The 14,541-nt window shown below is 64.0% G+C and carries 8 protein-coding genes; 5 read left to right on the top strand and 3 right to left on the bottom strand.

The genetic code is table 11. The features are described from left to right. Positions 1 to 107: 107 nt before the first annotated feature. The 5 genes from JQS30_RS02290 to JQS30_RS02310 all read left to right on the top strand — a co-directional run bounded on the left by JQS30_RS02290 (position 108) and on the right by JQS30_RS02310 (position 8,166). Positions 108 to 2,582, top strand: coding sequence for a glycosyltransferase family 2 protein (locus JQS30_RS02290; protein WP_213171793.1), 2,475 nt, complete (start codon positions 108 to 110; stop codon positions 2,580 to 2,582). Further along, entirely contained in the window at positions 2,561 to 2,725 is a 165-nt protein-coding gene (locus JQS30_RS02295) for a hypothetical protein (protein ID WP_213171794.1), read from the top strand. The genes JQS30_RS02290 and JQS30_RS02295 overlap by 22 nt, the downstream gene beginning before the upstream one ends. Positions 2,726 to 3,184: 459 nt before the next feature. Further along, positions 3,185 to 5,326: an ABC transporter ATP-binding protein gene (locus tag JQS30_RS02300; protein ID WP_213171795.1), complete on the top strand. Its 2,142-nt coding sequence runs from the start codon at positions 3,185 to 3,187 to the stop codon at positions 5,324 to 5,326. A 119-nt stretch (positions 5,327 to 5,445) separates the two neighbouring features. After that, complete coding sequence (locus JQS30_RS02305) at positions 5,446 to 7,350, top strand: CDP-alcohol phosphatidyltransferase family protein (protein WP_213171796.1); 1,905 nt, start codon at positions 5,446 to 5,448, stop codon at positions 7,348 to 7,350. Positions 7,351 to 7,704: 354 nt separating this feature from the next. Then, positions 7,705 to 8,166: a hypothetical protein gene (locus tag JQS30_RS02310; RefSeq protein WP_213171797.1), complete on the top strand. Its 462-nt coding sequence runs from the start codon at positions 7,705 to 7,707 to the stop codon at positions 8,164 to 8,166. A 535-nt stretch (positions 8,167 to 8,701) separates the two neighbouring features. Here the strand turns inward: JQS30_RS02310 and JQS30_RS02315 are convergent. The 3 genes from JQS30_RS02315 to JQS30_RS02325 all read right to left on the bottom strand — a co-directional run bounded on the left by JQS30_RS02315 (position 8,702) and on the right by JQS30_RS02325 (position 13,749). Next, positions 8,702 to 9,529 carry a lytic polysaccharide monooxygenase auxiliary activity family 9 protein gene (locus JQS30_RS02315; protein ID WP_213171798.1) on the bottom strand — a complete coding sequence of 276 codons (828 nt, stop codon included), beginning with the start codon at positions 9,527 to 9,529 and terminating at the stop codon, positions 8,702 to 8,704. Positions 9,530 to 10,218: 689 nt separating this feature from the next. After that, positions 10,219 to 11,214 carry a ribonucleotide-diphosphate reductase subunit beta gene (locus JQS30_RS02320; RefSeq protein WP_213171799.1) on the bottom strand — a complete coding sequence of 332 codons (996 nt, stop codon included), beginning with the start codon at positions 11,212 to 11,214 and terminating at the stop codon, positions 10,219 to 10,221. 114 nt (positions 11,215 to 11,328) lie between these two features. Next, positions 11,329 to 13,749, bottom strand: coding sequence for a ribonucleoside-diphosphate reductase subunit alpha (locus JQS30_RS02325; protein ID WP_213171800.1), 2,421 nt, complete (start codon positions 13,747 to 13,749; stop codon positions 11,329 to 11,331). Positions 13,750 to 14,541: the final 792 nt, after the last annotated feature.

Here is a 14,541-nt window from a genome sequence, read left to right on the forward strand (position 1 = left end):
GCTTTTTTAATAGGTGAGTCGACAATTCACGCAGTGTTTGAACCCTGGTCATAGATTGTTGTGCCGGTCTTTTCCATACTGGCTTATTGCAATTCGAGACTTTCCCTATGCCAACTCGGGCCCTTTCATATTCTGCGCAGCTTCTTGATGACTATGTCGCCACGTCGCGTCGGCGACCCGGCGGCACTTTGCTGGCCACCTACTTGCGCACCCGCTCGCCTGCGGCCTTGCCGTTGCTGCGTCGCGCCGCCGAGGGCGCCACAGGTACCACGGCGGCCGAGGCGGAGGCGGTGTGCGCCTACGCGGCGGCGGTCGCTTTGCTAGACCCGGCGACGGCCACGGTCACCTCGCAGAGCTTGCGCAAGGGCTTGGTCCTGTACGACCAGGCACTCCAGCGGCTCGGCCCGCGTCGCATTCCTCCTCGGCATCAGGGAATTCACGCGCAAGCGGCGTGGAGCCTCGGCGAGGTCGACCAACTGCGGCACCTGTTGCGGCGATACCGGCGGGTGCCCGAGGCTATCGCCGCGAGCTTGCGGGCGAACCTGGCCAGTCCACCGTTGGGCGATCAGGAGGGCGAATGGATGCGGTTGCTGTCGGCCGCCTCGGGTCTGCCAGGGTTGTCGCTGCGGCCAGAAGCCACGTGCGAGACCGGGGAGGAAACGGCGTTCGACCGGTTGCGCGGGCCTGCGCTGGAGGCGGTTGACGGGCCGCTCATCAGCGTCATTGTCACCTGTTACCGGCCAAATATCGGGCTGCTGACCGCGATCACCTCGCTGGTGGAACAAACGTGGCGCAACCTGGAGATCCTGGTGGTCGACGATGCCTCCGGGGACCAGTACGCGCCGCTATTGCGCCGCGCCGAGGAGCTCGACGAACGAGTACGCCTCATCCGGCTGGACCACAACGGCGGCACCTATGCGGCCCGCAACACCGCGTTTGACCTGGCCAGGGGCGAGTTCATCACCGGCTTGGACTCCGACGACTGGGCCCATCCGGCGCGGCTGCACCAATGCGTCCAGCCGCTACTAGAGGATGCGAGCCTAGTGGCAACGGTTGCCCGGGCGTTCATGGTCACCGAAGACCTCACCGTCGCTCGCCCCGGCCGGGAACCCTCCACAGTGTCGACCGCGTCGATGATGATTCGCGCCGCGAGGGTCCTGCCGCGCCTGGGCTACTTCGACCAGATCCGCAAGGCCGCCGACACCGAGTTCCTACGTCGCCTCCATGTGGCCTTCGGCAACGAGGCCGTGCGCTACCTGGATCGCAATTGGATTCTCATGCGCCAATCGGACGGGTCGCTCTCCCGCGACGAGTTCGGCCCCGGATGGTCGCATCCGGCCCGCTCCGCCTACAAGAGCGCCTACCAGCTATGGCATTCCCGCATCCGAGACCAGGCGGCCGATCCGTATCTGAACCGTTCCCCCAAACCCAGACCCTTTGCCGCGCCTGACCACTTTCTCCACCGGGCCCAGGACCGTCCGCGCCGTCACTTCGAGGCCGTCTACGCGCTGGACTGGCGACCCTACGGCGGCCCCCAGAAATCCACCTTGGAAGAGATAGCCGCCCTGCGCGCCCAAGGCAGGAGCGTCGCCGTGCTGCATATGGAATCGTGGCGGCACATGACCACCCAGCCCCGACCGTTGTGCGAACCCATCCAGCGGCTCATCAACGCCTCAGAGGTAACGCAGCTATTGCCCACCGACGAGGCCACCTGCGACCTGCTGATTTTGCGATACCCCCCGATCTTGCAGTTTCGCGCGACCGAGTCCAGCCGTATCCGCGCCCGCTCCATGATCATCCTCGCCAACCAGGCCCCGAGCGAAAACGACGGCTCCGATCTGCGCTATGTGCCCGAAGACTGCGACGCGGCCGCCTGGGACCTCTTCGGCGTGCGGCCGCACTGGGTCCCGCAGGGCCCTGCCGTGCGAGCGGCCCTAGACGGGCTCACAAAGCTGGCCGATATCGACATGCCGGGCATCATCGGAGAAGTCCAACCCCACCGCGACGGCCCGCGCGGCAATATCCCCATCCTCGGCCGCCACTCCCGCGACGACTGGTCCAAATGGCCCGCCGACGCGGCCACCCTGCGCCGGGTCTACCCGGTCGAACTGGACCCCACCGAAGACATCGACGTGCGCCTGATGGGCGGCGTCTCCGCCGTCGAATCGATACTGGGCGAACCCGTACCCACCCACTGGATCTGTTACCGCCGCGACGAAACCGACGTCGACAGTTTCTTGCGCCAGATCGACTTCTACGTCTACTACCCGCACCCGATTCAAATCGAGGCATTCGGACGCGCCATCCTCGAAGCCCTCGCCGCCGGGTGCGTCACCGTTTTGCCGCCCCACTTTCGCGACACCTTCGGCGACGCCGCGCTCTACCGCCAACCCGAGCACGTCCGCGACACCATCTGGGAATACTGGCGCGACCGCGACGCCTACCTCACCCAAAGCCGCCTAGCCCAGCGGCGAGTCCGCGAACGCTTCAGCCACGAGTCCTACCGCCAGCTGGTCAGCCCATACCTGCCCAGCTTGACCACCACAAGGAGCCAAAACCCGTGCGAGTTATCAAGAAGCTGATGCGCCCACTGTACGAGCGCCTGCCCGCCACCCGGCGCGACCGCGACCTCGCCCGCCGATTGGAACACCTGGAATTCACGCAGCGGCGCATCCTCGCCGCGATCGAGGCATCCCGGCTCGAATCAGAACGTCGCGGCTCGTGATCATCGCCTCATTTGCCGGCGGCGCCACCGGGCCGAATCCCACCGCGCCCCTCCGAGAGTCGGTTATCCGACACTAAGCAGAATCCACAGCTCACACCGCCGCGCCAGCACACAGCCTCGCCGGACCCCGCCACCAACAAGCCAAACCGGAGGCCCACCGCGATCAAATCGGCCCGCAGCACAAAAGCGGACAGAATCTGCCTACAGGCCGTTGCCGCGTATGCTTGTAAACTGGATGCTTGTGCAAAAGCGCCACCGCTGCCCGCGCTAGTGAGCCGCGTGGACGCGAACGTGAACGCGCTGTGCCACCACACACAGCGGGCCCGCCACGCGCCGCCACTTCAGCGGCGACAGCACCTGCGTCCACGTCGCCCCACCGGAGACCAGCCGGTAGGGAAAGCTTGAATGTCGTATCAACCCCCGTGATAGTCCACGCCGCAACTCTCCAGGAGGGCCGCCATGTCAGAGCCGATCATCCAGGCTCGTGACCTCGGCATTCGCTTCGACAAAGGTCGCCAAAAACAAGGAAGCATCAAAAGCCTCTTTGTCCGACGCGAAACCAACAAGCCCAAACACGTCGAAGAGTTCTGGCCGCTACGCAACCTCAACTTCGACATCTACCCGGGCGACTCCGTCGGCGTCATCGGCTCCAACGGAACCGGCAAATCGACCCTCCTACGCCTCATCACCGGCGTCCTCCTCCCCGACGAGGGCTACGTACGCCGCCGCGGCAACGTCGCCCCCCTCATCGCCCTCTCCGCTGGCTTCTCCGGCGACCTCACCGGCCGCGAAAACGTACAACTCGTCGGAGCCCTCCACGGCCTGACCCGCAAAGAAATCGCCGAAAAGTTCGACGAAATCGTCGAATTCGCCGAGCTAGAAGACTTCATCGACACCCCGGTGCGCCACTACTCCAGCGGCATGAAAGTACGCCTCGGGTTCGCCGTCATCACCCAACTTCCACACCCCATCCTGCTGGTAGACGAGGCGCTGGCCGTGGGCGACCGTCGATTCAAACGCAAATGCCACGAAGTGATCGACCGGCTGCTCAAAGAAGGACGCACCCTAGTGTTCGTCTCGCACGCCGCCTCCGACCTCAAGCGCTACTGCAAGCGTGGCCTCTTCATGGACGCTGGCCGCCTCATTGTCGACGGCACCGTACAAGAGGCCCTCGACGCCTACGCCGAGACCGACGAGGCCAAGGACAAGGCAGCGAAGGCCAAGCGGCGCAAGAAAGCCGCCGAGAGGAAGGCCAAGGCCGACGAAGCGGCCATGAAGAAGGACGCCGAGGAAACCAAGAAAGCCAAGTCGAAAAAAGACAAGCACAAAGATAAGAAGGACAAGAAGCAGTCGATCAACCTCGACGACACGCTGGTCTTTCGCTCCCTGAAGCGCCGCAAAGGCGCCACCGAGGACACCGAAGACACCACAGAGCCCACCGGTCACCGCCCGGCCGAGTCCGAGGTGGCCACCCCGAACGCGACCGTGGACTTCCACGACAGCTCGGACCTGACCGGCGACATCGCCTACTCAGCCAGCGCCTCCCTGCGCGACCAGAACCAACCCGCAGGCAGCGACCAGGCGCCAGCAGCGGCGCAGAACTGGGCCGAGGAGTCCACGGAAACCGAAACCACCGACGAACAGACCGAGCCCCCCACCAAGGTCGCCAAGTCCGACCGCGCCGCCGAAAAAGCCTCAAAGAAGGCCAAAGCGCTGGAAGAAGAGTCGCAGTGGGTCTCAGACCTGGCCGCCGACCTGCGCTCAGAGGGACCCCTCGACCGCCGGGACGCATTCGATGAGCCTCACAGGGCCCAGCCCGAAGCGCCGCACCCGGCTGGGCACAACCCCGATGAGCCACCCACCGCGCCATCGGCGCGCACCCAGCCGCATCCCCGCGAAGAATCGGCCGACCACGACCCTGGCTTGGCATTCCCCGAGAATCAATGGCCGCGCCTGAGCACCGACGTGCACAACATCATCGACCAGGTCGCCGCTCCCAAAGACACCGAAGCCGAGTTCGGGGCCCAATACCCGAGCGACCCCGCCACCCCACCGAACCCAGACCACTCACCTGAGAACACACCGGCGTTCACCTCCTACTTCGACCGGCCACCGGCCGCTGGACCAGCCCACCCCGGATCGAACCACCGCCAAGAGGACCCAACGGCCGACTCCGGCCTCAGCCTCACCCAAGAAGTCTGGGAAGGCTACTGGGACGAAAATCAAGGACATCCGCCCGAAATCCTGCCCTCCACCGACGAAACCGCCGTGCTCGACCAGCGCAAAAACAGTGAACCCTCCACAGGCGGTCACGACGAAGACCCCAAGCCCGAACCCGCCGCCTCACTGTTCGAACCCGCCTCACCGCCGAAGGAAACCGCCGAACCCACCACAGCGGCCGAGCCGACCCAGACACCCCCCAACGACCGGCCAGCCGCCGGCATCCCCCAAGCCGGGCGGCCACACATAGGCCGCCCCCAACTGGGACGCCCCCAACCGGGCCGCCCACCCGAGGGCACCTCTGAGACCGACTACTCTGAGACCGGCTCGCCCGTAGGCTCGATCGACTACCGGTCGACCCGAGGTGAGGAACAGCCCTAACCGGGCTGCGAAGCCACCAAAGAACACCGGCCCGCCTCGCCCTCCCACAGCGGCGGACCCGAACGAGAACCTGTGCGAAACCACACCGACGACAAAACCCGCTGGGCCGGAGACCACCTGTGACGACCGCTCTTATCCTGCCTGGTCACCTACCAGGCACCCACGTGCAAGCCCAGATTCGCGCCGCCGGCGTCGACCAAGTGCGCCAGATCGACCCCTCCACCGATGACCCCTGGGAAGCCATCGTCGACGCCGCCATCACAGCGGCCGACAACAACACCGGCGCCCTCTACATCGCCACCAGCGACCTAGTCGCCTCCGACGTCACCATCGGGGCGGTCCTCGCCGACTCCTCCCGCCGCTCCGGCCTCCTACTAGGCGTCGACGACGCCGCAGCCGCCCCCGTGACCGTCGACCGCGGCCTCGTCACCGGACCCGGCCCCGGCCCATGGCGCTCCGGCGCCCTAGCCAAGATCTCGCTCGCGCACCTGAAACAACTGCGCGAACACTGGAACCGCGACCACCCCGAAGGCACCGATGCGTTCGAACGCATCGTCGCCACCCTCTGGGCCGCCGCCATCCCCGTCACCGCCTACCGCACCCCCGGCCTGCCCCACCGCCGTGCCACCAGCGACGCCGAAGCAGCCACCACCCGCGAAACCATAGACGCCATCGACCTCGACGCATGGCGACTCGACGGCGCGGTCAAAAAAGACGACGACATCTTCGCGACCTACTGCGTCTCCAGCTGGTCGCCCCTCCTGGTACGGGCCGCCGCCAAACTCAAACTACAACCCACCCTCATCACCTGGGTCTCCATCCTGTTCGCCGCAGCCGCCGCCGGCCTCTACGCCACCATGGCCGACAGCGCAAGCCCAACGATCTGGTTCATCGTGGCCGGAACCCTGGTCTACTTCAGCTTCGTGTTCGACTGCGTCGACGGCCAACTAGCCCGATACACGCAAAACTTCTCCTCCTTCGGCGGCTGGCTCGACATGATCGCCGACCGCAGCAAGGAATACGCCATCTACGCGGGCCTCGCCGCCGGAGCCACCGCCACCGGCGTCGACAACGCCTGGCTCATCGCACTGACGGCCATGGTCGTACAAACAATCCGCCACACCATCGACACCTGGTACGCCGTCCTACTCGACACCGCCGTGGTCCAACAAGCCCAACGCCGCGAATCCGAAACCGACCCGGCCACCCGCTCCGCCGCCCTCGGCAGCCGCCTCGGCGCGGCCTCGAACCACATCATGTCCGACCGCGGCTCCCTGCTCTACTGGACCAAACGCACCCTTGTCGCCGGAGTGGGCGACCGCTGGATCGTGCTCGTCGTGGCCACCATCGCCTTTGGCCCCTACATCGCCCTGTGCATCCTGCTGGGATGGCAACTATTCGCCCTGGCCTACACCTCCGCGTGGCGATTCCTACGCGCCCTCGCCGCCCGCACCGCCGCCTTCGCCCGCCCCGACATCGCCGCCCACCGTGACGACGGCATCGCCGGAGGCTTCCCCTGGAGCCACGCCCCCGGCACCTACACCCTCCTCGGCGTCGCCACCGCCGCCCTGGCCGTGGCCATGGCACTATACGACCAGCCCTACCCCGCCCTCGCCACCGCCGCCATTGCCCTCGTACTCGGCTTCGGAGGCTCCCGCGCCGCCCACGACGGGTACTTCCATTGGGTGATTCCCGCCGGGCTACGAGCCATCGAATTCGGCGTCATCTCCACCGCAGCCTTCGTCGCCGAAGTACCCTACCCGGCCCTATTCCTCCTCCTAGCCGTCATCGCCCTGTACTTCTACGACCTAGCCGCCGGACTCGACAAAGCCGCATCCCCCGTCACCGACCGACGCTGGGGACTGGGCTGGCCCCAGCGCGCCGCGCTCATCCTCATCCCCGCCCTCGTCGACAGCGTATGGAACACCTCCATCACGACCTGGGCAGTCATGGCGCTGGCGACGTATGTGGCAGTGGTCTTTATCGGCAACGCGGTACGAGGGATGCTGGCACCTAGCTTGTGACACCGGTATGGCCAAGATCATTTTGGAGTTCTCGCATCCGCTGAGGCGCGGGTCATTCCTGCGCTGGCCAACCCCTTGGCCCCTCGGTGGGGCACTTTGGTGTTGTGAGGGGCGCGGCGAGTAACTCGTGGGTTGGGGCCTCAACGGTGCGCGCATTTGTTGTGACAGAACGGGAACGGCCACGGTAAGATACTCATAGGCTTATTCCAAAGTGGGTTAGCCCAAGTGCGACCCGGTCGCCGCGAATGTGCAATGGGAACTAAACGGGCCCGCTGTGGGCTCCACCGGCCAAGCACCAGCAATGGCGTGAATCGGTGAAGTAGAGGCAGGATCTCAGTCCTTCTGTCGGAATTTATGAGTGACAACGGCTACCGTGTAATGGTGAAGAAGAAGTACCGAGTCATACGCACGCTCGTCGGCACCGCGATGGTGTCGGCGGCGGCTTGCTTGGTGCTCGTTTTCGGTGCCTTCATGATGAATTCCTCTGAGCAGACTCCCGACTCGCAATGGGAGCTAGCCGACCGCACGACGCCGATGCCGACCGATCCCGAACCCGATGGCACATTCGCGCCCGAAGAAGTTCCCTCCGAAGACCCGACCGATCCCGACGCCTCGCCCGGTTCTCCTGACCAGGACAAGGGGGAGCCCGGCGGTTCAGGGCCGGGGGTGCCCGAGGAGGACACCGACAAGCGGGGCGGTCCCGGAGTGTTGAACATGTCGCTTCCGGCTCAAGCCGGCCTGTCCATGGGGGTCATTGGTCTGGCGTTCCTGGCCCTGCTGCCGGGCCGCAAAATGCCTGACTACCTGCGTCACTAGTTTTCTAGCTGGAGCGTTTCCGCGCGGGCGGTGAGCTCCTGAATTCTCCCATCCACTAGGCGGACTGGGAGGCTTATGCAAAGGCACTGTCGGCTTTTTCGTCGGCTCGTTTAGAGCTCCTATCAGGTTTGTTTCCTTGGCGAGGACGGTGTGCTGTCAGTGCGTGGGGAGGCGGAGGCCCTTGTTCATACCCAGCGGGTATGGGCAAGGGCTGACAACGCGGCCAGGCGCGGCAGCACACCACCGCAGTAGGAAGAGAAACCTGATAGAAGCTCTTAGGAGCGTAAACTTCGCCTCCTGAGGCCTTGAACGTGCGCTTTTGCATACGTCTCAAGGTTTATGAATTAGTCACGGCACAAAAGAGGTGGGCCGCAACGGATATCCGTTGCGGCCCACCTCAACCGGTAGAACACACAGAAGCCAAGCTCACTGAAGAACTCGTCACGAGGCGACTTACAGCGCTGTCGACGGGGAGATCACAACCGTGTCCGCCTGAGGGCGACCCAGGTTAAGCCCCTGTCCAGCGCTTGGGCCGCTAACACGTTCGCAGGTGGCGCCAGGGGCCCCATTCGCCGCCCGAACCAGGCTGGTCGCCTCGAGTCCAGTAAGCGGCCTCCCACTCGGAGTTGTTGTAGGTAACGACGTCACCGCCGGTGTAGGTCACCGACGAAGCCCAGTTGGGGGCCTCGCAGTCGGTCGGGTCGGTGCCGCCGTTGTCGTCATCGTCATCGTCGTGGTCACCGAAGACGACGTCGGAGCAGGTGTAGAACGCTTCCGGTGAGTCGGTCCGCTGCCAGATGGAGTAGATGAGGTGGCGTCCGTCGCGAGCCGGGATGGTCGCGTCGAACCAGTAGGAGCCGCCCGAGAGTGTCGGGTTGGAAATGTGTCCGAACTTCTCCAGGTCATTCCAGTTCAGGGGGCTGTTGGGGTTCCAGCCTTCCTTGGTGATGAACAGCTCGAAGTAGCCCACGTGTGGAGCCGGGGCGCGGTACTCAAAGTTGTGGTGACCAGAGGTCATCTGGGTGGCAACCCAGTGAGTGCCGGTGTTGTCCAACGCCGAGTATTTGGATCGCCCGGCGCTACAGAGCTGGCCGTCGGGAATGATGGCCTGGTGGTTGCCTGCCGCGTTGGCTTGGTTGACCTCGTGCCAGTCATAGAGCGGCTGGGTGCCGTTTTGCTGGACTAGGTCGATACAGGCTTGCGACTGCGGGCGTTCGGGGCCCTCCAGGAAACAGTTATAGACGCGGCTGACAGGGTCGCTCATCGATCCGTGGGAATGTGCGGGTGCGGCGGCCAGGAGGCTGGCCCCCATGGCCGCGGCTGCGCCGACGCTTATGAGCGCGGCGAGTTTGCGTATACGCATGATCGCGGTTCCTTGTCTTCAATTAGAGGGTGAATACGGGAGTATGAAGTTGGGGTCTCTATGCGGCGTCACCATCACAGCAACTCCAAGGGCTGACTTGTGGTCGTTGTGGACGACCAGAGTTGCTGCGAGGCGTCTTCGCCTCCGGCTGAAGGTCTTTCCCGGCGCTTGAGCGGGTCAGCCTTGAATGTTCCGGACCCTTCGATGACGACTCGGTTGCGGATGTCAGGGTCCGCCAACCGGGCCGATACCCAGGTCTTGCTATGTCGCGGAACACAGCCGCCGTATTTACAAGAAACTTTAATAAATAATTAAGGCGTATGCAAGACCTTCGATGTCTTGAGTCGGAGGATTTTCGCACGTCACGACACACCAGACCCGTTGGGTCACACAGACAACAGGGGTGACGACGGGCAGGGGCGCAAGTTCCCATGGCGGCATCCGGTAGCCGCGTTCACAACGAGAGAGAAGATGTCCCGGAACGCTCAGAAGTGGCATTGTGCGAATCCAGTGCCATCACAGTCCCGATAGGCGCGGTCTCGGTAGCCGAGGCGGTCCTGGCCGCAAAGCTGGCTCGGGCGAGACCGTTGAGGCAGGCACCGGGCCAACCCCGCCTCACTCATCCCAGTGGAGAACACGCGAAACCCCGGCCAGTTGCCCGACCGGGGTTTGCGATACAAACGTGACTCCTAGAAGTCCTCGTCCAAGTCGACCTTGCCCTCAACTGCCACCTGGTAGGCGGTGGGGCGACGTTCGAAGAAGTTCGTCAACTCCTGCACGTCCTGCAACGCCATGAAGGGGAACGGGTTGGTCGAGCCGTAGATCTCCTTCATGCCCAAGCGCTTCAGCCGCTGGTCGGCCACATTCTCCAAGTACGACTTCATGTCCTTGTAGGTCATGCCCGGCATACCATCGCCGATGAGGTCGGCGGCGAACTGTAGCTCACACTCGACGGCCTCCTCCATCATCGAGCGCACATCGGCTTCCATCTTGGCGTCAAAGAGATCGGGCTCCTCTTCGCGCACGATGTCGACCACGCTAAAGGCGAAGTTCATGTGGCACGACTCGTCGCGGAAGACCCAGTTGGTGCCCGTGGCAAGCCCGTCAAGCAGTCCGCGCGACCGCAGCCAGTACACATAGGCGAAGGCCCCGTAGAAGAACAGGCCCTCGATACAACCGGCGAAACAGATCAAGTTCAGCAAAAAGGCGCGCCGGTCGTCCTTGGTCTTCAGCTCGTCGAGCTGGAAGGCCGAGTCGATCCATTTAAAACAGAAATCCGCCTTCTCCTTGATGGAGGGGATGTTCTCCACCGCCGCGAACGCCTTGACCCGGTCCTCGTGGTCGGGCAAGTACGTGTCCAGCAGCGTCAAATAGAACTGCACGTGCACGGCTTCCTCGAACAGCTGCCGGGACAGGTAGAGACGGCCCTCCGGAGAGTTGATGTGCTGATAGAGGTTGAGCACCAAGTTGTTGGCCACAATGGTGTCGCCGGTGGCGAAGAAGGCCACCAGCCGATTGATGAGGTGGCGCTCTTGCTCGGTGAACGAGGCCAAGTCCGTCAGGTCCGAAGCCAAGTCGACTTCCTCGACCGTCCAGGTGTTACGGATGGCCGCCCGGTACTGCTCGTAAAAGTCCGGGTACTTCATCGGCCGAAGTGTCAAGTCCATGCCTGGATCGAGAAGCATGCAAGTATCCTTTCACAGTGGAGAGAGGGTGGGCGCGTCTATGCGGATTGGGCGCCCACCCATTCTGGTGTCGAACCGCCGCAAGGCGGCCCTGGTGCCAGTGAGGAAAAAGCCCTACTGGCAGGCCTCACACGACTCCGGGTTCTCTAGCGAACAGGCCAGCTCCTCTTCGGACTTCGCGACAGTGGCAGCGTCCTTGGCAGGCGCATCCGCGGACACGGTGGTCTGGTTGATGCGAGTGGCCGGGCGCGAACGCAAGTAGTAGGTCGTCTTCAGTCCCTTACGCCATGCGTAGGCATACATCGACGAGAGCTTGCCGATCGTGGGCGTCGACATGAACAGGTTCAGCGACTGTGCCTGGTCGATGAACGGGGTTCGCGCGGCCGCCAAGTCGATGAGCGACTTTTGCGGCAGTTCCCAAGCGGTGCGATACAGCTGCTTAACATCGGCCGGGATGGACTCGATGCCCTGCACCGAACCCTCCGCCACGATCACGGCGCGTCGAACCTCCTCGTTCCACAGGCCCCGCTCCTTCAACTCATTGATCAGGTGGCGGTTGACCTGCATGAACTCTCCGGAAAGCGTCTCGCGCTTAAACACGTTCGACACCACCGGTTCGATGCACTCCGCGCAGCCAGCGATCGAGGCGATCGTCGCCGTGGGCGCGATGGCGATCATGAGCGAGTTGCGCAGACCAGTCTGGGCGATCTTGTCGCGCACCGCGTCCCAGCGGGACTTCCAGGTCACCGAGGCATCCGCGTAGTGGTCCAGATGCAGCACGCCATCGGCGGCGCGGGTTTGGTCAAAGTTGGAGTGAGACCCCAGCTCGGCGGCCAGGTCGGCTGAGGTCTCGTAAGCCGTCACCGCGATGGTCTCGGCGATTTGCGTCGAGAGTGTGAGCGCTTCGGGCGAGTCGAAAGGCAAACGCAGCTTGAAGAACACGTCTGCCAGCCCCATACAACCCAAACCAATTGGCCGCCACTTGCGGTTGGCCTTTTCGGCTTCGCCAGTGGGGTAGAAGGACAGGTCGATGGTGCGGTCGAGGAACTTCACGGCCGTGCGCACCGTCTGCGAGAGGCGGTCGAGGTCCACGCCGCCGTCAACGACATGCTCGGCGAGGTTGATCGACCCGAGGTTGCACACGGCGGTCTCGGAGTCGTTGGTGACCTCAAGAATCTCGGTGCACAGGTTGGACAGGTGAATGACGTTTTCTTTGCGGGCCGTCTGGTTTGACGTCCGGTTGGCCGTGTCGGAGAACGTCATCCAGCCGTTACCGGTCTGGGCGAGCGTGCGCATCATGCGCCCGTACAGCTCGCGGGCAGGGATGGTCTTCTTGGCCTTTCCAGCGGCCTCAGCGGCCCGATAGGCCTTCTCGAAGTCCTCGCCCCAGGAATCCACTAGCTCGGGGGTCTCCTTGGGGTCGAACAGCGACCACGGCGCGTCTTCTTGCACGCGGCGCATGAACTCGTCCGGGACCCAGTTGGCGAGGTTGAGGTTGTGAGTGCGGCGGTCCTCAGAACCGGTGTTGTCGCGCAGTTCCAGGAACTCTTCGATGTCGGCGTGCCACGTGGCCAGGTAGACGCACGCGGCGCCCTTGCGGCGGCCACCTTGGTTGACCGCGGCGACGGAGGAATCCAGCGTGCGCAGCCATGGCACGATGCCGTTGGAGTGGCCGTTGGTGCCCTTGATGAGCGAGCCGCGTGAGCGCACCCGCGACCAGGCGATGCCGATGCCCCCGGCGTACTTGGACAAACGCGCCACCTGGCTGTAACGCTCGTAGATCGAGTTCAGCTCATCTTGGGGGCTGTCCAGCAGGAAGCACGAGGACAGTTGCGGGCGGCGGGTGCCGGCGTTGAACAGCGTCGGAGAGGAAGGCAGGTATGCCAGCTGCGACAGCAGCGTGTAAAGCTCGGCGGCCTCTTCCACACTGGTGGACAACCCGCAGGCCACGCGCAGGAAAAAGTACTGCGGGCGTTCCAACACCAGCCGGTTGCTGGGGTGACGCAGCAGATAGCGGTCATAGACGGTACGCAGACCGAAGTATTCGAAACGGTCGTCGGCGCTCTCATCAATGAGGGCGTCCAAGGCCTGGGAATGCTGTTCGACGAATTCCACCAGCCCCTCGGAGAGCAGCTCTTGGTCCGCGCAGGCGCGCACTGAACTCGAGAACGAGGTGGCTCCGCCTTGGGCGGCCTCACCGGAGATGTGCTCGCTCAACAGACGGGCGGCGAGCTTGCTGTAGGTCGGTTCGGAAGCCACCGACGAGGAGGTGATCTCGATGGCGCGCTCACGCAGTTGGTTGACTGTCGCACCCGGCCATAGGCCCGATTCGATCTGCCTGACGACGTCCTCGGCATCGACGTCGGTGAGGCCCTGGGCGTGGAAGTGAACCTTGGCGGCCACGGTGGCGAAGTTGGAGTCGGGCGTGTTGAGGCCGCTGGGAACGACAGTGTTCTCCTCGAGGGACAGGTCCCGGTCGTGAGCCCCGGTGCCAGGGGCGGGAGCCGTGGATGTGGTTGTAACTGCGGTGTTCATGATTGCGGTCCCCTCGTGCGTCAACTTCGTTGCCAACTTCTGCGGGCCTAGGGCAGCTGGTGGCACAAGCACACGAGGTGCCGATGCCGCCTTCAACCCACCCACGAGGCCAGCGACTTCTTCGCGTCCGCTTGCGGCGGTGCGCCAACCACTGGCAAGTGTCGGACTCATTGCTTGGTAAAAGACGATGTCTTTGTGGCAATTCACCGTTGCGGGGCAGTCTCGGAATGGGACGTCCGGGCGCAGCGGCGACAGCCAACAGAGCGCGAGCCTAGCGGCACGGCCCGACATTTCCGGGCCTCGCTCTGTGCGAGTCGGCCGTGTCGTCGAGATGGTTTCTCGTCGCCACCTGCGCCGGTATCCGCACCGAGTTCCCTCTTGCGTCGACATCGTCAAGGTTGGGGGTAAATCTGACCTGCGACGTTGTTCTCGTAGCGATTTCCCCGCCTCGATTCGATCGAACCAGCGGCAGTTGGAATCATACATGTTGTGGGCGAGTGCGTGGGGACACCCAAGATATTGGGTTTTTCGGGGTTTTGGCTGGATAGGGCAGCTCGTATGAGGTAGGGTGCGCGTCCCAGCGGAGCAAGGCTGGAAAAAGTGAGATCTTTCTGTCAGCCATTCGAGTGGTTGGGACTTTTGCGGCCCCTGTGGCCGCGAATTCGCCCACGTCGAGGCCAACCGTGGCACCCGACTTTGAAAGACCGGCGCTTCGGTCGCGAACCTGGCCCGTCAAGACGGACGCGGCCATGCGAAGCCCAACCGTCCCACCCTAGCCCGAGGACGCCAACG

Origin of the sequence: Natronoglycomyces albus (assembly GCF_016925535.1) — a bacterium.
GTDB classification, from domain to species: Bacteria; Actinomycetota; Actinomycetes; order Mycobacteriales; family Micromonosporaceae; genus Natronoglycomyces; species Natronoglycomyces albus.

Excerpts from the sequence above, each read along its gene's own strand:
- JQS30_RS02290 (WP_213171793.1), top strand. The coding sequence starts at position 108 with ATGCCAACTCGGGCCCTTTCATATTCTGCGCAGCTTCTTGATGACTAT.
- JQS30_RS02300 (WP_213171795.1), top strand. The coding sequence starts at position 3,185 with ATGTCAGAGCCGATCATCCAGGCTCGTGACCTCGGCATTCGCTTCGAC.
- JQS30_RS02310 (WP_213171797.1), top strand. The coding sequence starts at position 7,705 with ATGAGTGACAACGGCTACCGTGTAATGGTGAAGAAGAAGTACCGAGTC.
- JQS30_RS02315 (WP_213171798.1), bottom strand. The coding sequence starts at position 9,529 with ATGCGTATACGCAAACTCGCCGCGCTCATAAGCGTCGGCGCAGCCGCG.
- JQS30_RS02320 (WP_213171799.1), bottom strand. The coding sequence starts at position 11,214 with ATGCTTCTCGATCCAGGCATGGACTTGACACTTCGGCCGATGAAGTAC.
- JQS30_RS02325 (WP_213171800.1), bottom strand. The coding sequence starts at position 13,749 with ATGAACACCGCAGTTACAACCACATCCACGGCTCCCGCCCCTGGCACC.